The 19,052-nt window shown below is 43.2% G+C and carries 24 protein-coding genes; 2 read left to right on the forward strand and 22 right to left on the reverse strand.

Annotated features, from left to right (window positions below; translation table 11 throughout):
- Window positions 1–2: 2 nt before the first annotated feature.
- The 21 genes from dxs to AC623_RS13015 form a co-directional block, all read right to left on the reverse strand.
- The gene (gene dxs, locus AC623_RS12915; RefSeq protein ID WP_049663097.1) at window positions 3–1,895 is read right to left on the reverse strand and encodes a 1-deoxy-D-xylulose-5-phosphate synthase; all 1,893 of its coding nucleotides are present in this window, start codon (window positions 1,893–1,895) and stop codon (window positions 3–5) included.
- Window positions 1,896–2,121: 226 nt separating this feature from the next.
- Window positions 2,122–3,006: a polyprenyl synthetase family protein gene (locus AC623_RS12920; RefSeq protein ID WP_049663098.1), complete on the reverse strand. Its 885-nt coding sequence runs from the start codon at window positions 3,004–3,006 to the stop codon at window positions 2,122–2,124.
- A gap of 2 nt (window positions 3,007–3,008) precedes the next feature.
- A complete protein-coding gene (xseB, locus tag AC623_RS12925) occupies window positions 3,009–3,236 on the reverse strand; it encodes an exodeoxyribonuclease VII small subunit (protein ID WP_049663100.1) in 228 nt (75 codons plus the stop codon).
- On the reverse strand, window positions 3,226–4,581 hold the full coding sequence (xseA, locus tag AC623_RS12930; RefSeq protein ID WP_049663102.1) for an exodeoxyribonuclease VII large subunit: 1,356 nt from the start codon (window positions 4,579–4,581) through the stop codon (window positions 3,226–3,228). Before xseA ends, xseB begins: the two co-directional genes overlap by 11 nt.
- Before the next feature lie 82 nt (window positions 4,582–4,663).
- Window positions 4,664–5,527, reverse strand: a complete 864-nt coding sequence (gene folD, locus AC623_RS12935; protein WP_049663104.1) for a bifunctional methylenetetrahydrofolate dehydrogenase/methenyltetrahydrofolate cyclohydrolase FolD — start codon at window positions 5,525–5,527, stop codon at window positions 4,664–4,666.
- A 28-nt stretch (window positions 5,528–5,555) separates the two neighbouring features.
- Window positions 5,556–5,942 (reverse strand): transcription antitermination factor NusB, encoded by a 387-nt coding sequence (nusB, locus tag AC623_RS12940; protein WP_049663106.1) that lies wholly within the window; start codon window positions 5,940–5,942, stop codon window positions 5,556–5,558.
- A gap of 136 nt (window positions 5,943–6,078) precedes the next feature.
- A complete protein-coding gene (locus AC623_RS12945) occupies window positions 6,079–6,462 on the reverse strand; it encodes an Asp23/Gls24 family envelope stress response protein (RefSeq protein ID WP_049666602.1) in 384 nt (127 codons plus the stop codon).
- A gap of 42 nt (window positions 6,463–6,504) precedes the next feature.
- Window positions 6,505–7,863, reverse strand: coding sequence for an acetyl-CoA carboxylase biotin carboxylase subunit (accC, locus tag AC623_RS12950; RefSeq protein WP_049663109.1), 1,359 nt, complete (start codon window positions 7,861–7,863; stop codon window positions 6,505–6,507).
- Between the two features lie 13 nt (window positions 7,864–7,876).
- Window positions 7,877–8,377: an acetyl-CoA carboxylase biotin carboxyl carrier protein gene (gene accB / locus AC623_RS12955; RefSeq protein WP_049663112.1), complete on the reverse strand. Its 501-nt coding sequence runs from the start codon at window positions 8,375–8,377 to the stop codon at window positions 7,877–7,879.
- A 252-nt stretch (window positions 8,378–8,629) separates the two neighbouring features.
- Window positions 8,630–9,220 (reverse strand): SpoIIIAH-like family protein, encoded by a 591-nt coding sequence (locus AC623_RS12960; protein ID WP_049663114.1) that lies wholly within the window; start codon window positions 9,218–9,220, stop codon window positions 8,630–8,632.
- On the reverse strand, window positions 9,221–9,853 hold the full coding sequence (spoIIIAG, locus tag AC623_RS12965; protein ID WP_049663117.1) for a stage III sporulation protein AG: 633 nt from the start codon (window positions 9,851–9,853) through the stop codon (window positions 9,221–9,223).
- On the reverse strand, window positions 9,846–10,457 hold the full coding sequence (spoIIIAF, locus tag AC623_RS12970) for a stage III sporulation protein AF (protein ID WP_049663119.1): 612 nt from the start codon (window positions 10,455–10,457) through the stop codon (window positions 9,846–9,848). Before spoIIIAF ends, spoIIIAG begins: the two co-directional genes overlap by 8 nt.
- Window positions 10,458–10,474: 17 nt before the next feature.
- Entirely contained in the window at window positions 10,475–11,683 is a 1,209-nt protein-coding gene (spoIIIAE, locus tag AC623_RS12975) for a stage III sporulation protein AE (protein ID WP_049663122.1), read from the reverse strand.
- Between the two features lie 75 nt (window positions 11,684–11,758).
- Window positions 11,759–12,151, reverse strand: coding sequence for a stage III sporulation protein AD (gene spoIIIAD / locus AC623_RS12980; RefSeq protein WP_269429938.1), 393 nt, complete (start codon window positions 12,149–12,151; stop codon window positions 11,759–11,761).
- Between the two features lie 15 nt (window positions 12,152–12,166).
- Window positions 12,167–12,370 carry a stage III sporulation protein AC gene (gene spoIIIAC / locus AC623_RS12985; protein WP_049663125.1) on the reverse strand — a complete coding sequence of 68 codons (204 nt, stop codon included), beginning with the start codon at window positions 12,368–12,370 and terminating at the stop codon, window positions 12,167–12,169.
- A gap of 17 nt (window positions 12,371–12,387) precedes the next feature.
- Window positions 12,388–12,900 carry a stage III sporulation protein SpoIIIAB gene (spoIIIAB, locus tag AC623_RS12990; protein ID WP_049663127.1) on the reverse strand — a complete coding sequence of 171 codons (513 nt, stop codon included), beginning with the start codon at window positions 12,898–12,900 and terminating at the stop codon, window positions 12,388–12,390.
- Window positions 12,897–13,823, reverse strand: a complete 927-nt coding sequence (gene spoIIIAA / locus AC623_RS12995; RefSeq protein ID WP_049663129.1) for a stage III sporulation protein AA — start codon at window positions 13,821–13,823, stop codon at window positions 12,897–12,899. The genes spoIIIAB and spoIIIAA overlap by 4 nt, the downstream gene beginning before the upstream one ends.
- Window positions 13,824–14,001: 178 nt before the next feature.
- Complete coding sequence (gene efp, locus AC623_RS13000; RefSeq protein WP_049663130.1) at window positions 14,002–14,559, reverse strand: elongation factor P; 558 nt, start codon at window positions 14,557–14,559, stop codon at window positions 14,002–14,004.
- Between the two features lie 21 nt (window positions 14,560–14,580).
- The gene (locus AC623_RS13005; RefSeq protein WP_049663133.1) at window positions 14,581–15,642 is read right to left on the reverse strand and encodes a M24 family metallopeptidase; all 1,062 of its coding nucleotides are present in this window, start codon (window positions 15,640–15,642) and stop codon (window positions 14,581–14,583) included.
- Between the two features lie 16 nt (window positions 15,643–15,658).
- Window positions 15,659–16,090, reverse strand: coding sequence for a type II 3-dehydroquinate dehydratase (aroQ, locus tag AC623_RS13010; RefSeq protein WP_049663134.1), 432 nt, complete (start codon window positions 16,088–16,090; stop codon window positions 15,659–15,661).
- 67 nt (window positions 16,091–16,157) lie between these two features.
- Entirely contained in the window at window positions 16,158–16,667 is a 510-nt protein-coding gene (locus AC623_RS13015; protein WP_049663136.1) for a YqhR family membrane protein, read from the reverse strand.
- Window positions 16,668–16,803: 136 nt separating this feature from the next.
- Between AC623_RS13015 and AC623_RS13020 the strand changes: the two genes are divergently transcribed.
- The gene (locus AC623_RS13020; protein WP_049663138.1) at window positions 16,804–17,748 is read left to right on the forward strand and encodes a DUF1385 domain-containing protein; all 945 of its coding nucleotides are present in this window, start codon (window positions 16,804–16,806) and stop codon (window positions 17,746–17,748) included.
- Between the two features lie 46 nt (window positions 17,749–17,794).
- Window positions 17,795–18,157, forward strand: coding sequence for an SA1362 family protein (locus tag AC623_RS13025; RefSeq protein ID WP_049663140.1), 363 nt, complete (start codon window positions 17,795–17,797; stop codon window positions 18,155–18,157).
- Between the two features lie 10 nt (window positions 18,158–18,167).
- On the opposite strand, the gene AC623_RS13030 is transcribed toward AC623_RS13025, so the two are convergent.
- Window positions 18,168–19,040 carry a patatin-like phospholipase family protein gene (locus AC623_RS13030; protein WP_049663141.1) on the reverse strand — a complete coding sequence of 291 codons (873 nt, stop codon included), beginning with the start codon at window positions 19,038–19,040 and terminating at the stop codon, window positions 18,168–18,170.
- Window positions 19,041–19,052 lie beyond the last annotated feature (12 nt).

Consider the following 19,052-nt stretch of genomic DNA (forward strand, 5'->3'; position numbering starts at 1 on the left):
ACTTATGCTCTTTTCTGTTTTTTTGGTGTCATCGCTGTTAATTTACGTACAGCCGTCTCTTCTGTTAATCCGATTTCATCAAGTAACGCATTGACGCTGCCATGCTCAATAAAGCAATCCGGAATCCCCATACGGTCGATGACATGTCCATAAAAACCGTGATCATGGGCAAATTCAAGCACCGCGCTTCCGAAGCCTCCTTGCAGAATAGCTTCTTCAATCGTTAGGATTGGCATATTGGCTTCCAAAATAGCCATTAGCATTGCTTCGTCAAGCGGTTTGATAAAACGAGCGTTGACAACCTTAATTGATAATCCCTGCTTCTCCGCAAGTGCGGCTGCTTTCATTGCCATCGGAATGGTCGTGCCAAAAGTAAGGATCGCTGCGTCTGTGCCTTCCCGCAGCACTTCCCATGAGCCAATCGGAATTTGCTTCAGCTCTTCGTCCATTGCTACTCCCGATCCATTGCCGCGCGGGAAACGCATAGCAATTGGTCCATCGTCGTACTGGATTGCTGTATTGACCATATGCTGGCCTTCATTCTCATCTTTCGGCATCATCAGTACCATATTTGGTATATGCCGCAAAAAAGCAATATCAAATACGCCTTGATGCGTTTCTCCATCCGCACCGACAAGTCCGGCCCGGTCAATACCGATAAATACATTTAAATTTGGGCGGCAAATATCATGGACAACTTGGTCATACGCCCGCTGTAAAAATGTAGAGTAAATCGCAAGAAACGGCTTCATTCCTTGGGTAGCTAATCCAGCAGCGACAGTAGCGGCATGCTGCTCGGCAATTCCAACATCAAACATCCGGTCAGGGAACTCTTCAGCGAATCCTAATAATTTAGATCCAACAGGCATCGCCGGTGTAATCGCTACAACCCGGTCATCTGTACGAGCGATCCGTCTCACTGTCTCACTGACAAGAGCACTCCAAGCAGGCGGTTGTCCAACTGGTTTAATTAAATCGCCAGTATCTATTTTATATGGACCCGTTCCATGCCACGTTCCCTTTGTATCGAGTTCGGCTGGGCCGTATCCCTTTCCTTTTTTAGTTAAAACATGCAATAAAACTGGGCCTTCTGTCTTCTTGGCATATTGCAGATTTTCCAATAATTCTTCATAGTTATGGCCATCAATCGGACCAAGATAAGTAAACCCAAGCTCTTCAAAAAACATGCCGGAAACAAGCAAATACTTTAAGCTGTCTTTTAAACGCTCAGCCGTTTGGGCCATTTTCCCGCCAACTGCCGGAATTTTTTTCAATAAACCTTCAAGTTCGTCTTTTACCCAATTGTATTTGCCAGCAGTCCGCAGACGGCCTAGTATGCTGTGAAGGGCCCCGACGTTCGGAGCGATCGACATTTCATTATCATTTAAAATGACGATCATGTTCTTCTTTTCATGACCGATATGATTAAGAGCTTCCAGCGCCATGCCACCTGTTAAAGCCCCATCACCAATCACAGGGACAATATAAGATTGTTCTTTTTTTAGATCCCGGGCGATGGCCATTCCCATTGCAGCCGACAAAGACGTAGAGCTGTGACCAGTCTCCCATACATCATGCTCGCTTTCCGCCATTTTAGGAAAACCGCATAACCCTTTATACTGACGGAGCGTTTCAAATTGGTCCGCCCGTCCGGTTAATATTTTATGAACATACGATTGGTGGCCGACATCCCATATAATTTTATCTTGTGGGCTGTTGAAACAGCGATGCAGCGCAACGGTCAGCTCAACAACTCCAAGATTAGGACCAATATGGCCGCCTGTTCTTGACAAATTTTCAATCAAAAATTGTCGAATGTCCATGCTTAATTCATTTAATTCATCAATCGTCATGCTCTTTAAAAAGGCAGGACTTTTAATAGATAACAGATCCAATCGGATCACTCACTTTCATAACTGTGTCATTTCACTTTCTTTATTATAACGCGATCATTATTTTACACAACTTTTCACCTGAAAAACGGACAGCTTCAACCAGCTTTTTATATGGACTGCTTTGAAAAAATAGCCGCTAACACAGCGCGTGATAACGGCGATTCCACCAAAATAATACTGTTATTATATCACACAGAACAATCCACAACAATTTTAGTCAATTTTCTTACTGATCACGCGTCGCAATTAAATCAACAAGGTCCAGGAGGAGTGCAGAGTCTGTCTTTGTTTGAAGAAGGGCTTCGCGTGCCAAATTGGCATGTTGAGCTAATTGGGCTTTTGCCCCTTCCATTGTAAGTAAAGATGGATAAGTGCTTTTATGATTAGCCGAATCGCTGCCAACCCGTTTGCCGAGCTTTTCTTCTGAACCTTCCACATCTAAAATATCATCTTGGATTTGAAAGGCAAGTCCAATATGAAAGGCATATTGTTCAAAGTACTTCAGCTGTTCCTCAGTGGCGCCAGCAAGCAAAGCGCCAGCCATCACACTGTAAGCAAGCAAACGGCCGGTCTTGTTTTTATGGATATATTCCAGTTCAGAAAGCGTTAACTCTTTCTGTTCTCCTTCAATATCAGCCATTTGGCCGCCCACCATTCCCTCAGGTCCTGCTGCTTCTGCTAACCATTTCATTAACACAACTTTTTCTTCGTTTGAATAGCTTTCGTCCTGAGCGATGACTTGAAAAGCATACGTTAATAAGGCATCTCCTGCTAGAATAGCAGCAGCCTCTCCAAATACCTTATGATTCGTCGGCTGTCCTCTTCTAAGATCGTCATCATCCATGCTCGGCAAATCATCATGGATAAGTGAATACGTATGAATCATTTCAAGTGCAGCCGCTGCTGCAAGACCAATGCGGGGGCTTTTTTCAAAAGAAGCAAGCGTTGCAAAAATCAACATCGGACGAATCCGCTTTCCTCCTGCCTGCAGTGAATAATCCATCGCTTCTTTCAATACAGCTGGCGCTTGTAAGGCCGCCACCAATTCTTTTAATTCTCTTTCTAAAATTTCTTTATATTCCTTCATAAAAGCAGAAAGTGTAGCTGTCATCTTCATTCCCCCTCGTCAATAGAAAACTCTTTTTCGCCATCATCCGTTATTAATTTTGCTAACTGTTCTTCCGCCTGGTTTAGTAAAGTATGGCAAAAGCCAGATAGCTCCATGCCTTTTTGATAAAGGCTTAAAGCTTTTTCTAATGGCACATCTCCCTCTTCCAGCTTCATGATAATAGACTCCAGCTTGTCCATTGCTTCTTCAAACGTAATCTCTTTATTCTCCATTCTTTTTCACCTCAATTGATTCAACTTGACAAATAAGATGGCCGTCAGCCAGCTGCACTTTCACCTGTTCTCCCACCTGTACTTCCTTACTTGATTTCACAAGCTTCTCTTCTTTATCGTAAGCAAGGCTGTAACCCCGTTCCATTATTTTAAGCGGACTCAAGGCATCAAGCATGGAAAGATGCTGGCGAAGATCTTCTTTCTTGTTTCGCAAAAGCAGGCCAATCTCCCGATTAAGAGAAGCGTCTAAACGGCTGATTTGCTGCTTCGCCTCGTTCATCTTTCTCTCTGGGTGACTTCGGCGCAGTCTCTCTGTTAAGTCATTGATTTTCGCTGCGGTATTTTTTATATATAGGAATTGTCCTCTTTCAAGCATCTCCGTTAAACGGTCAAGCCGCTCCTGCTGCTGTCTGTACAAAGCGTGCGGATTGCGGAGAATATACGCATTTCTAGCGCTTTCATACCGCTTTCTCTCACGCCTGATTTTTTCCGATATCGCCCGAATTAATCTCGTTTTTCGGACAAACACCTTTTCTAACACCTCTTCAAGATGCGGAACAGCCATTTCAGCTCCAGCTGTCGGCGTTGGTGCTCTCTTGTCGGCAGCAAAATCAGCTATTGTAATATCTGTCTCATGGCCGACGGCTGAAATAACAGGAATCGCCGAGAAATGAATGGCCCTTGCTACTACTTCTTCATTGAACGCCCACAATTCTTCAATGGAGCCCCCGCCGCGGCCGACGATGAGCACATCAGCCCGTTCATCTTTGTTAGCCCGTTCAATGGCCGCGACGATGGACGGCGCAGCATTTGTCCCCTGTACGAGAGCTGGATAAATGAGCATTTCCGCCACTGGATAACGGCGCTTAATCGTTGTAATAATATCCCGAACAGCCGCCCCTGTTGGCGAGGTAACAATCCCAATGGTTTTTGGATAGGCGGGCAGCGGTCTTTTTCTATTTTCGTCAAAAAGCCCTTCTTTCGCAAGCTTCGTTTTTAACTGTTCAAAAGCAAGGTATAAACTGCCGATGCCGTCTGGCTGCATGGATTTCACATAGATTTGATATTGTCCGCCGGCTTCATAGACGGTAATGTCTCCTGTAATAAGTACTTGCATGCCGTTCTCTGGCTGGAATTTAAGCGACCGATTAGCAGAGGAGAACATAACGGCCAGAATACGTGCTTTATCGTCTTTTAGCGTAAAATACATATGTCCGCTTGAATGACTTTTAAAGTTGGAAATCTCCCCTTTAACATACACATTCGTTAAATGAGGATCCGCATCGAATTTTCTCTTTATGTATTTTGTCAGTGCTTTAACGGTTAAATAGCGTTCGACTTCCATTTTTCATTCCACCTTTTCCGGTCAAGCTAAAAAGCTGCCCCCTCATTATAACATGATTAGGAGACAGCTTTTTATAGAAAGATTATTTAACAGCCTGTTGTGCTTTTTGTTTCGCTGACTGTACTGTATTGTAAAGCAGCATCGTAATGGTCATTGGACCGACACCGCCCGGTACTGGAGTAATGGCAACAGCTGTTTCTTTCGCGCTTTCAAAGTCCACATCGCCGCACAGCTTGCCATTTTCATCTCGGTTCATGCCGACATCAATAATGATCGCTCCTGGCTTGAAGTCGTCTTTTTTTAGGAATTTCGCTTTTCCAACTGCCGCAATGACGACGTCTGCCTGTCTAGTAAAAGCAGAAAGGTCCTTTGTTCTTGAATGGCAAACTGTGACTGTTGCACTTTCTTTTAACGCCAATAGAGCTGCCGGCTTGCCGACAATATTGCTCCGTCCTACGACGACAACATGCTTGCCTTCTAAAGAAATATTTTCTCTTTCAAGCATTTTGATAATGCCGTATGGCGTACACGAATAAAAGGCTTCTTTGCCGATCGCCATTTTTCCAACATTCACTGGATGGAAACCATCGACATCCTTCTCTGGAGAAATCGCATCAATGACTTTATCTTCAGACAAATGGGCTGGTAAAGGAAGCTGCACAAGAATTCCGTGAATAGCCGGATCCTCATTTAACTCAGCAACCTTTTGTAAAAGCGCCTCTTCAGATAAGTCTGCCGGATAACGATAAATTTCAGAATGAATCCCCACTTCAGCACATGCTTTGTCCTTGTTACGTACATATGTATGAGAGGCTTGGTCATCTCCCACCAAAATGACTGCCAAGCCGGGTGTAACACCATTTGCTTTTAATTCCTCAATTTCTTTTTTTAATTCTGTGCGAATATCTTGTGCAATTGCTTTGCCATCGATAATAGCAGCTGTCATTATTTTTCCCCCTTCGTTCTTGACTCATTTACAAAGATTCTTTAATTCTTGATAGTACACCATTGATGAATTTGCCCGCTTGCTCGTCACTAAATTGTTTAGCAAGCTCGATCGCTTCATTGATAGCGACTTTCTCTGGCACATCGTCTCCGTATTTCATTTCAAACACAGCAAGCCGGAGAATATTCCGATCCACTCTAGCTAAACGGTCAAAGGACCATTTTTCTAAATGTGCTTTGATCGTCGCATCAATGTCTTCCTGATGTTCAAAAGTCCCTTTTACACTTTTACTTAAATATTCGTCAGCTGCCTCTTCTCCTAAAACGTTGGCAATCGCTTCTTCCGGTTCTGCGCCGCTTACATCCATTTGGTAAAGTGCCTGCAGGCTTTTTTCACGTGCTGTACGTCTTTTCATGTATTGTATACTCCTTTATTTGGCCTTTTTCTGCATTATAAAAAGATAATAGCACATATTCAAAGGAAATCCATCTTCTTCTGAAAAAACCCGCCATAGAAAAAAACCAAAGGGGAAAAGCCCTTTGGTTTTCTGCTTACACTTCTGAAGCGAAATCGCTTTCAGTATTTTTTGTATCGAATTGGACACCCACTACGTGAATATTGACTTCCTCCGCTTCTAATGCTGTCATATTTAACAATGCCTGGCGGATGCTGTCCTGAATTTTTTGTGCCACACTTGGGATAGACACTCCAAATGCAATCACACAGTATACATCGATTTTGATGCCTTCTTCTGTTAAATCTACACGGACACCTTTCCCGTGATTTTTTTTGCCGAGGCGTTCTACTACACCGGATGCGAAGCTTCCGCGCATTTTTTCCACGCCTTCTACTTCTGAAGCGGCAATACCGGCAATCACTTCAATCACTTCTGGTGCAATTTCGATTTTGCCAAGTCCGTTATCGCCATTGCTCATTTCTAGTACTTGATTTGCTGCTTGATTGTTTTCTGCCACTCTTTACACCTCCGTTTTCATTACATCATACTTTTCAAGAAACTTCGTATTAAATTCTCCATCAACAAACTGATCATGCTCAAGCAATCTTAAGTGGAATGGAATCGTCGTATGGATTCCTTCAATCACAAACTCACTTAATGCTCTTTTCATGCGGGCAATCGCTTCTTCACGTGTTGCACCATATGTGATTAATTTAGCGATCATGGAATCATAGTATGGCGGAATCATATACCCTGGATAGGCAGCAGAATCCACACGTACACCGAAACCGCCCGGCGGCATATAATCTGTAATTCTTCCTGGAGATGGCATAAAGTTCTTCTCAGGGTTCTCAGCATTAATACGGCATTCGATCGACCAGCCTGTAAATTCTACCTCTTCCTGTGTCAAAGACAGCTCTTCTCCTGACGCAATCCGGATTTGTTCTTTAATCAAATCCACGCCCGTTACCATTTCGGTTACAGGATGTTCTACTTGAATACGGGTATTCATCTCCATGAAGTAGAATTTTCTTTCCTGGTAGTCATAAATGAATTCTACCGTTCCTGCTCCTGTATAACTAACAGCTTGTGCAGCTTTAACAGCGGCATTTCCCATTTCCTCACGGGTTTTGGCATCTAATGCCGGTGAAGGTGTTTCTTCGAGCAATTTTTGCATACGACGCTGAATCGTACAGTCACGTTCTCCAAGATGAATCACGTGGCCATACGTGTCGGCCACTACTTGAATTTCTACATGACGAAAATCTTCAATGAATTTTTCTAAATACACACCTGGATTTCCGAATGCAGTAGCCGCTTCCTGCTGAGTCATATTAATGCCTTTTTTCAGCTCTTCTTCATTTCTTGCTACGCGGATTCCTTTTCCTCCGCCGCCTGCCGTTGCTTTAATAATGACAGGATAACCAATATCAGCAGCGATTGAAAGACCATCTTCGATCGATGGAATGATTCCAGGTGAACCCGGCACAATCGGCACGCCAGCTTTTTTCATCGTCTCGCGCGCTACATCTTTCGTTCCCATTTGAGTAATGGCTTCTGGTGACGGACCGACAAAAATAATGTTACATTCACGGCATAGCTCAGCAAAGTCGGCATTTTCCGCTAAAAAGCCATATCCTGGATGAATGGCATCACAATTCGTTAGCTTAGCCACGCTAATAATATTCGTGAAATTCAAGTAGCTGTCTTTAGAAGCTGTCGGCCCAATACAGTACGCTTCATCAGCAAGCTGAACATGGAGAGCTTCCTTATCGGCTTCAGAATACACCGCTACCGTTTCCACATCGAGTTCTTTACAGGCACGGATGATCCGCACTGCAATTTCGCCGCGGTTGGCAATTAATAACTTCTTAATCATTCCGCTCTCTCCCTTATTGAGGTTTTACTAAAAATAACGGCTGTCCGTACTCTACTAGCTGGCCGTCTTTTACAAGAACCTCTACAATTTCTCCGTCTACTTCCGCTTCAATTTCATTGAACAGCTTCATAGCCTCTACAATACATACGACTGTATCTGTTGAAACTTTTGATCCTGCTTTTACATAAGCCTCGGCATCTGGAGAAGGAGATTGATAAAATGTTCCTACCATAGGAGAAGTAATTTTATGTAAGTTCTCATCTGCAGCAGCTGGCTTTGGAGCTTCTTGTACCGGTGTTTCCTGAACAACCGGTGCTACTGCCGGCGCAGGCGGAGCAGCTTGTACAGGAGCGGCTACGGGCTCTTGTACAGGAGCTATCTGTGGCGCAGCTGAATATGTAACACCTGAATGTTTCTTGATTTCTACTTTGCTGCCTTCAGATTCAAATACAAACTCTTCAATTGACGATTGGTCAACAAGCTTAATAATTTCTCTAATTTCCTGTACTTTCATTCATTGGACACCCCTTGAAAGATTATGACTAGATACTAATATCTTACGATAATGTCTAGCGGAACTTCAACTGAAAAGTTAATTGAAGCTTGTATTGTTCATTTTAGCCCTTTTTTTAAAAAGATGAAATAAAAAGTCTTACTTTTAGAAAAAACAAAAAGCTCTTTGATCGAAAAACTCCTGTCAAAACTGATCACTGCCAGTCCTAACAGGAGTTCTTTTGATGAGTAAAAAAACAGATTTGATCCGTCTTTACTTAACCGGCTGGAACTCAACAGCGACCGGCTGCTGCTTGCCAAGCTCGTCCCTTACTAGCCGAATAATATCATTGGCCGCGGCCGCTGAATGTTCATTGGATTTAACTGTAATGCGAACATTCTCTCCATCAGCCCGAACGAGAGCATCTGAATATCCTTTAGACTTAATGAGCGTCTCCAATAAATTTTCTTTTGTCGCTAGTTCTGTCAGCTTCTCCATTTCTTCATAGGCTGCATTTTTATCTTCTGCTGATAATTCAGCCGATGCTACTTTCGCTGTCAACTCCTCTTTCATCTTGTTGCGGTCATCTTCCATTTCCATGCGAAGCATATCAAACGCTTCATCACCAGCCGATTCTGTAATAATAGCTGTCTGCTTATCTCCTGCTGCATTTTTCGTTTCTTTCACAGCCGTTTGGCTGCCATCTACCTTTTTCTCCATCACTTCAGTCGTTAACTCTCCCTCTTCCACAGGTGAAGCTGTCTCCGGCGACAGCTGTTCCGGAGAGGTAATATAGTAGACTGATAGAACAACAACTAGGCTCAGCATTGTCAGCAGCCAGACAGTTTGTTTTTTTAATAGCATTTAAGCATCCTCCTTTGGTTTTTTCGGCATGACTGCCACACGATGACTTGGCACATTTAACACCCTTGTTACAGATTCAATGATCCACTTTTTTACTTGAATGTTCTCAGCTCCTTCAGCCACAACAAGTACACCGCGAATATCCGGCTTTTTCATTTCTAGAATAACCGGCGCTTCCCCACCATCCTCTTTTACCATTACCAAATTCTCGTCTCTTGTCTGGTCTGTAATCGTGCGCTCTCCCCCTCTCTTATCCTGCTCCTTCGTTTCCTGGGTTTTAACGGCTGTATTCTTCTCAAATACCTTTCTCTCGGATGCTTCGATCGTGACGACGACTGTCACATTGCTGACACCGGCGATTTGCTCTAAAGCAGCGGTAAGCTCTCTCTCATAGACTGCTTCAAAATCTTCCGGTGTAGACGCAGCTTGTTTATTCCCCTCCTCAGAAGAGTCTTGCGGGAGGACAGCATTTATTTCTTTCCTATCCTTTAAATCACTTAAAAGCATAAAACTAATGCCGATAATGGCGGCAATGGCCATCCATTTTGCCTTGTTAGCTGTTTTCTCCTCTCCGCTTTTTTTAGATGGGATTAAGGATTGCAGCCACTTAAAGCGGCTTTTACGGTCAACCAAGGCTGTCCCCCTCCTCTACCATATGAATATTCAATTGCTCTGTTGGAATATTCCACTTTTTTGAGAGAAAAGAAGCTAACTCTCTCTCTTCTTTTTGCCCCGGCTCTGCCTGCTTAGAAGCGTCAATGCTAATTTCTTTGACATACGCTTTGCCCGCACGGTCCGAAATTGGGGCCATATAGACGTCAATGCGTTCAATGTTTTTTGGCAAGGAATTCTCCCATTTTTCCACTTGGATATTGATGTCCACAATTTCTTTATGAAACGTTTGTTTAAGATCATTTTCGACAAGTGCTTGCAGCTGCTGTTCGCTTTCTTTTAAAATAAATAGTTCCTTGGAGGATTCTAGGCTGCTCTGTTTACTGATAGCTGCTGTAGCCGCCTGCTGATCCGTTATCGTGCTATCTGCCCATTCCGCAAGCTTTTCTTCGATATCGACAGAAAGTATTTTCCATAACGGCTGCAGCATAATAAACAATAAAAGCAGTCCAATTACCACTTTGGCATATTGCTGAAAGCGATTAGAAGGCAGAAGCAAATCCACCACGGCAGCCAGTAAAAGAAAAGCAATGATACTTTCTAACCAATTAGTAAAAAAACTCATGAAGTTCGTTCCCTTCTTCAACGAATCATCATCGTCACATTACTAGCAGCGACCAAAATAACGATAGATAAAAGAAACATAAAAGAAACAATCACCAACGCTGCAAACACATAGGTCATATTTTTGCCGATAATCTCCAGGCACTCTGTGATCGTTTCATCGCCAAGCGGCTGTAAAATAGCACCAGCAATCTTATACACTAGGACAAGGGCAAAAATTTTTAAGGCTGGAAAAGCGACGATAAGCAGCAAAATTCCTGCCCCTGCAATCCCAATCGTGTTTTTTAAAAGCAGAGAAGCGCTCATCACAGTATCTGCCGCTTCTGTAAACATCTTTCCAACAACCGGAATAAAGTTTCCGGCAAAAAATTTAGCTGTCCGGATAGCTAAACCGTCTGCTACTGCTGCTGCCGATCCCTGAATGGATACAATCGCTAAATAGATCGCCATGAAAGCACTTAAGAGTCCAACACTCCAATGACGAAGCAAATCAGCCAGCTTCGTAGCTTTATAATGAGTAGAAAACAAACTAACAACACTCAATAAGGTAGAGAAAAACAACAGCGGTAATACTACCTTTTGAATGACCAGTCCGCTAATATTCATTAAAAACAGCAGAAATGGATGAAAAACAGTAGCTGAAATAGCGCCCCCTGTTGAAGCTAAGAGTGCCAGCAAAATCGGCATGAGCGCCAATAAAAACTGGATCATTTGGTCAACCGCCTCTGTCGCATACTCCATTGCCAGCCGAAAGCTGTTTAGCGCTAAAATAAGCAGCACGATCAGCACGACGCTATAGGCTGTTTTGCCGACAGTTCCCTGCTCAAAGGCATTTTGGAGAATTTGCAAAAAAACAGAAAAGACGGTCAAGAGAATAAGGGTGCCAAGCAGCTTTCCATTCGCATACAGTTCGTGGAAAACAAAGCTCAACAGCCCTTTCGCCCAAGTGCTGAAAGAAAAGGCTTGTCCCTCTTTGAAAAGATCTGTGAGCGGCTGCCGTTCTGTTTCGGGTAAATATTGTCCGTATGTTTTCAAAAGCTGATCCCAATAGACAGACAGATCATTCATGCCAAGCTGCCCAAGCTGTTCTTCAGCGACCGCTCCAATATCCGGACTTTTCTTTTCTTCCTGTTCTGCCTGCACAGAAGCAGCGGCAGGGAGAAAAAGCACCAGAAACAGTAAAGCGATTTTTTGACAGAGCCGCATCGTTTCACCGCCTTCCTCCATCCCTCTCTTCTCTGTCTGTCGCTGCTTTCCGATGGAAAATATAGTTAAATAGCTTTAGAGCAGCTTTCGGCTAACCTATTTTCCTGGAAGCATCGTTAAAATCGTTTCTATCAAAATCGTTAAAATCGGGATCGCCATCGATAAAATAATGACCTTGCCCGCGAGCTCCATTTTAGCGGCTAACGCTTCCTGCCCGGCATCTTTCGTAATTTGGGATGCAAACTCAGCAATATAAGAAATACCAATGATTTTTAAAATCGTTTCTACATACACAAACTCCACTTCAGCCTGTGCGGCCAGCTTTTTAATCATCAGAATGATCTCAGCAATCCTGTCAGCTAAAAATAAAAATAACCCGCTTCCAACAAACATTACGAGTAAAAAAGCGAAGATCGGCTGTTGTTCCTGTAAGAGAAGAGCCAAAAAAACTGTCACAAGAACAACAGCAGCTACTTGGATAATTTCAATGGTTCTCCTCTCCCGTCAGTGAAATAAAAATACTTCCCTAATCTTGTCAAACAATTCCTCTACGATGGAAACGATCAAAAATAAAATATAGACGAAACCCAGCAGCGTCACCCATTGGGCATATTCTTTCTTTCCTACCTGTTCGAGAATCGTATGGAGGAATGCGACGACTAAACCGACACCGGCAATTTTAAAAATCATTTCCACCTCAATGCCCATTTTCTTCCTCCTTTCTGCTAAAACAGCAGAAGCACGATTAACAGACCGCCCATTACACTCAAACTTCTCAGCATTTTTCCGTATCTTTTTTGCTTTTCATAGGCTTCTTCTTCCTGACGCTCCAAATGCTTCAGCGTGACAAGAATTTGTTTCTGCTCTGTCTTACGATCATGCTTGCCAACCGTTTCTCCAAATTCTAAAAGGATTGCTCGTTCACTTTCCATTAAGGCTGTTTTAGGCCAAATAGCTGCCAAACTCTTTTTCCATGCTTCCTTTGCATCCAACTCTGTCGATGTTAACAGCTCGCTAAATAAAGCAAACAATTCATTTATCGGCGGCGGCAGCCGTTCAGACAGCTTTCTGGCTGATTCGTGTAAGGGAGTAAACCCATATACGATCTCGGCTTCTAGTGTTTGCAGGGCAGAGCGGATGAAACGGATTTGCTTTGGCCTGTCACTTAATTTTTTCGACTGCTCCATACCGATCCAAAAAGAAGAAAATAGTATAAGCAGCGCTCCTATCCACTTCATTGTCCCATCCTTGCCGGAGACATTAATTCCTGCCCAGATTGATCAAGCACTTTAAACGACCTTACTCCTTTTTCAGAAGAAAGTTCAATGAATCGCTCAAATGCTCCACTTTCTATCATAGCCTGCACGATCGGCCGGCGAACGACTTCACTGTAGCTGGACCCGTGAGCGGTGGCGATTAAGGTAATGCCCGCATTAATCGCTTCCGCTACAGCCTGTCCATCCTCCGCTCTGCCTATTTCATCGGCCACCAATACGTCGGGACTCATCGAACGAATCATCATCATCATTCCCTCTGCTTTCGGACAGGCATCCAGGATATCCGTTCGCAACCCGATATCAAGCTGTGGAATTCCTTTTACACAACCGGCAATTTCTGAACGCTCATCTACAATGCCTACTTTTACAGGCGCGATATCCTTCTGCTTGATCCCGGTCCCTGTGGCGGCTGTTCTTGCTAGATCTCGAAGCAAGGTTGTTTTTCCCGTTTGTGGCGCTCCAATAATTAATGTATTTTTCCACTTTCCCTCAAAAAGCCAGGGGATGAGCGGATAACAAACACCCGGCTTTTCCCTGGCGATCCTTAAATTAAAAGAAGAAAGGTAGCGCAAAGCTTTTACTTTTCCCTCTTCGAGAATGACCTTTCCTGCCAAGCCAACGCGATGACCTCCCTCGATCGTTAAATAGCCACACCTTAACTCTTCATCCAGCGCGTAAAAAGAATGCTGACTCAGTTTATTAACAAGAGCTTGTCCTTCTTCAAGAGTGACGATATGAGACAAGTGAAAAGGGCGACCAGCAATCACTTCGATCGGCTTGCCGATGCGCACCCTGATTTCTTCAATTTGACTTTTCAGTTCGGATGGCATGGCATTGATGGTTTCCTTCAATGTTTGCGGCAAATAAGCATATATTGTTTCCATAGACGCTTCCTCCTTTTTCTCCTCCTTTTTATTCAATGTATGTGCTGAATTTCAAGATATGCCGACTCTGTTTTCTTAAAAGAAAAAATGGCCGGAATCATCCGGCCATTTCATTATCGCTGGCAAATCTTCTCTATAAATAAAAAACCGTTCCTAAAAAGGAACGGTTTTTTTGCTTTTAAGCACGGGAAATATAGCTGCCATCATCTGTATTGATGACAAGGACGTCTCCTTCATTCACGAAGAATGGCACTTGAACGGTTAAGCCTGTTTCAACTGTGGCTGGCTTTGTTCCGCCTGAAGCTGTGTCGCCTTTAATACCAGGCTCCGTTTCAATAACTTTCAATTCAACGGTGTTTGGAAGATCGACTCCAAGTGTTTCTGTGTGATACATCATAATGGAAACTTCCATGTTTTCTTTTAAAAACTTCAACTCATGTTCAATTTGGGAAGCAGGCAATTCAATTTGCTCATAAGATTCATTGTCCATGAACACGTGCTGATCACCATTTGCATAAAGGTACTGCATTCTACGGTGGTCAATTTGTGCTTTTTCAACCTTTTCTCCTGCACGGAATGTTTTTTCTTGAATGCTGCCATTACGTAAGTTGCGCAGTTTAGAACGAACGAAAGCCGCTCCCTTACCAGGTTTAACGTGTTGGAAATCGACTACACGCCAAAGACCGCCGTCTACTTCAATCGTTAAACCTGTACGAAAATCGTTTACTGAAATCATGTTGTATTTCCTCCTGTTTCCTTAAAGAATAAGTAAATCTTTTGTGGAATGCGTGAACGTTTCATTGCCTGTGTCTGTGATTAACGTATCATCTTCAATACGTACACCGCCAACCCCTGGCAAGTAAATACCCGGTTCAACCGTCACAATCATTCCCGGTTTCAGAACCGTATCAGAACGGAAGGAAAGTGCCGGCCCTTCATGAACTTCGAGCCCGATGCCATGACCGGTTGAATGGCCAAAGTACTCCCCATATCCTTTTTCAGTAATATAATCGCGAGTAATAGCATCCGCTTCTTTTCCTGTTAAGCCGCCTCTGATCTGCTCCATCCCTTTTAACTGGGCATCCAGCACAATCTGATAAATTTCCTTCATTTGTTCAGATGGTTCTCCCACTGCAACGGTCCGGGTGATATCGGAAACATATCCTTTATAATAAGCTCCGTAATCCAATGTCACCATATCGCCTTTTTCGATCACCTTATCACTCGCTACACCATGGGGCAGAGCGGATCGTTTGCCGGAAGCTACGATCGTATCAAAGGAAGAAGAAGTTGCTCCCCATTTTCTCATAAAGAACTCCAGCTCGTTGGAAACCTCTAGTTCGGTCATTCCCGGCTTGATAAACTCAATGATATGTTTAAAGGCAGCATCAGCAATATCGGCCGCTTCCTTTAATATCTTAATCTCTGAATTATCCTTAATCAAGCGCAATTTTTCAATCATTTCACTGACCGGCACTAATTCTTCTTTAAAGAGGCTTTTGAGGGTTTCGTAAGTTTGAAAAGTCGTGTACGCTTTTTCAAATCCAAGCCGCTTTATACCTAGTTTTTTCGCCTGTGCCACCACTTCTTCATACAGCGTTCCTTTATGCTGGACAACCTCAAACTCTTCCGCTTGTTTTCCAGCCTGTTCTACATACCGGAAATCAGTGATGAATACGGCTTTCTCATCAGAAATGAGAGCTGCTCCCGCAGAGCCGGTAAAGTTTGTTGCATAGCGGCGATTATAGGGACTCATCACAAGCAGGCCATCTATTCCCTCTGTTTTCATTTGCGCACGCAGTTTATCTACTTTACTCATTGGTTTCTCCCTTCCCTCATCTATGGATAAGTGCCTGTAAAGCCAATTCGTACCCGATAAAACCGAGACCAGCAATTTGTCCAGCCGCTACAGGCGCTATAACAGAGTGCTCCCGAAATGGCTCACGACTATGAATATTACTAATATGTACCTCAATCACAGGAACTGAAATCGCTGCTATCGCATCTCGAATAGCATAGCTATAATGAGTAAATGCTCCCGGGTTAAAAATGATACCATCCATTTCTTCATCTGCAGCCAAGTGAATTCTGTCAATTAATTCCCCTTCGTGATTAGATTGAAACGCACTGACACTTATGCCCAACTCTTTTCCTTTGGCCATGATCCGGCTTTCTAAGTCTTCAAGCGTTTCATGACCGTACACTTCCGGCTCTCGTTTGCCAAGCCTATTTAGATTCGGCCCGTTTAGTAAGAGAATGTTTTTCATGTAATCTCTCCGCTTCCCAAATATAGTTACATGAATATTTTAACATATTTAAAATAATTAAAACTACTTACCCGTTTGCGTTTTCCCAAGCATTTAACCTCTTTTCCCTTAGGAGATGCTGTTCATATCCGTAGGAAATAGAATACCCAATAAATAAGCCGTAGAGAATAAGTAAACAAAGTGTTGTCGATAAGGTGTTAGCATTGAGTTTTTGCCAAGAGGGAATGCTCGCTAACAAAGGATGAATGATCACAAATAAAAAAATCCAAAGGGCTACCCCGAACAGAACACCACTCCAAATGGTTTTACTCTTCTTTAACAAGAAATAATAAACGATGGCTAAGAGGATAGACACACCCGTGTGGAAAATCATACCCGCTGCTACTCGCCAAAAGCCACTTTGAATTTTTGGCAGATTTACATATTTGACGACCGCATTAATGTCTATTGTCATAAAATGAAAGTAAGCAGCAAATTGAGCCACCCCTCCCCAGATGAGCCCTCCGAATAACCCGATCACTAATGCATAACTTAAAGGAAATTGAGCTTTTTGTTCTTTTCCTTGTCTATTTTCCATTGTGCACCTCCAAAAAATGAGTAAAAATAGGCAAAATACGATTACGAAGTGATTCAGCTTTTATTTTTGCTTAATAAGGGATAGAATATGTATATAGAAGGTTTTTACATCTGTTAATTATGAAAGAGGGTATAAGATGAGTGAGCAAAAGCCGGTTTACGGCGGGCAGGCCCTAGTAGAAGGCGTCATGTTTGGGGGAAAGCATCATACGGTGACAGCCATTCGCCGGAAAGATCGTTCCATTGAATTCTTTCATTTGCCAAGAACGCCAAAACCTGTTTTACAAAAATTAAAGAAAGTTCCTTTTTTGAGGGGGATTTTTGCCATCCTCGATTCGGCCGCAACCGGTTCTAAACATTTAAATTTTGCGCAGGAGCGGTATGATGTAGATCCTGAAGATGACGGACAACTAAACGACGAGGCCGAACCATCTAAATGGACGATGGTCCTCGGTGTAGCGGCTATTGGTATTCTATCTTTTTTATTCGGAAAGTTTATTTTTACACTCGTTCCAGTATTTCTTGCTGAACTTACCCGCCCCATCTTTTCAGGCGACTTTGCACAAATTCTAGTTGAAGGCTTTTTCAAACTGGTTCTCCTGCTTGTTTATATTTATTTAATCTCTTTAACTCCACTCATCAAACGAGTGTTTCAATATCATGGAGCTGAGCATAAAGTAATCAATGCCTTTGAGAGCGGGCGCCCGTTAACAGTGGAAAATGTGCAGGCTGCTTCACGTCTCCATTATCGCTGTGGGTCTAGTTTTATTTTATTTACAGTCATTGTTGGGATTTTTGTTTATATGCTCGTTCCAACAGACCCGCTTTACGTTAGGGTGCTCAACAGAGTGGCTCTTATTCCCGTTGTTCTCGGCATCTCCTTTGAAGTATTACAGCTAACAAACAAACTTCGGGATGTTCCTGTTCTTCGTTACTTAGGTTATCCTGGCCTGTGGCTGCAGCTCTTAACAACGAAGGAGCCAGAAGATGATCAAGTAGAAGTAGCGATCGCTTCATTTGAGAAGTTGTTAGAAATGGAAGAAAGCACGAAAAAGGGATTAAGTACAGAGGAAATTGTCTAATATGTAAATAACAGCTTATTTAACAGCTCGTTAGGAGGTGGCTTTTTTGACAATCCGGTCAGTCATTGCCTATACACTCATGGGACTCGCTGCCATTGGTTTAATTTCCATGTTGCTTTACTCACCTGGAGCTTTAGCAAGACAGCTCATTATTCTTGCGGTTACTGCTGTAGTTATTTATTTTATTTACCGTCTTGTCATCCAAAAGCGACTTGGCGGTGGTTCAGAAGACAAGGCGTTTGCAAAAGCAGCGAAAGAATCAAAGAAACGGCTGCAAAAGCACCAAAAACCTTCCTCTTCCTCATCTGTTTCTTCGAAAAAGAAAAAATCTTTCCGTAGAAAAAGAGCGAATCACTTAAAGGTCATTGACGGAAGAAAAGGTAAAAAAAACAACCGGGCGTCCTCTTAACCCCCGGTTGTTAATAGCACCATCTCTTTAAAAATGCCTCTGTATAACTGCGCCCTGCTTGAATGAGGGCGTCTTTTTTTTCGTCTGATAAGTCGAAATCCGTCACAGCTGTACCCTCCACGGGAATAAAAACGATATTTCGTTCGTGCCTTCTCGAAATGTATCTTGCATCGTGCGCATCTTTCATCGTATGAAACATCGCGCTAAACAGATCTGCTCCCGTATTGATCTGTCTCGGCATCCTCATCGTTCTTGTACTTAATTTTATACCGAGCACCGGCCGTTTTTGCTTCTTCTCCTCATCAAACAGCCAGAGGGGGAAATTGCTCAGCATGCCGCCGTCCAGTATAAGCGCCTTGCCATGTGGCACAGACAGTTTGACCGGCTGGAAAAAGTAAGGAAGCGTACAGCTCATCCGCACGGCCCGAGCAATCGGAAAAGTATGCGGATTAATTCTGTAGGAAGGCAAGTCGTCGGGCAATGTGAGGATTCGGCCGTTCGTAATATCCGACGTTACGACCCGCAATGCTTCAGGTGCCAAATCGCCAAATGTCCGAATCCCCTTTTGCATAAGCAAGCCATCAATCCACTGCTCCAGCTTCTTTCCCTTATACAAGCCAAGTGTGAAGTAAATCTTTAACCACCGGATAAATGGCAAATCAAATAATGTATCATCAAGCAGCTGTTTTCCCTCTACTTCTTTGATCACTCTCTTTAATTCCACGCTCGTATACCCAGCTGCGATTAAGGCCGCCATAATGGCGCCAGCGCTCGTGCCTGCTAATCTCGCAAATCTTAATCCTCTGCTTTCAATGGCCTCATAGGCGCCGATAAGAGCAAATCCTTTAATCCCTCCCCCGGAAAAAACCCCGTCAATATACATGTCCTTTTCTCT

Source organism: Bacillus sp. FJAT-27231, from assembly GCF_001183975.1.
In the GTDB taxonomy this organism is placed as follows: Bacteria; Bacillota; Bacilli; order Bacillales; family Domibacillaceae; genus Pseudobacillus; species Pseudobacillus wudalianchiensis.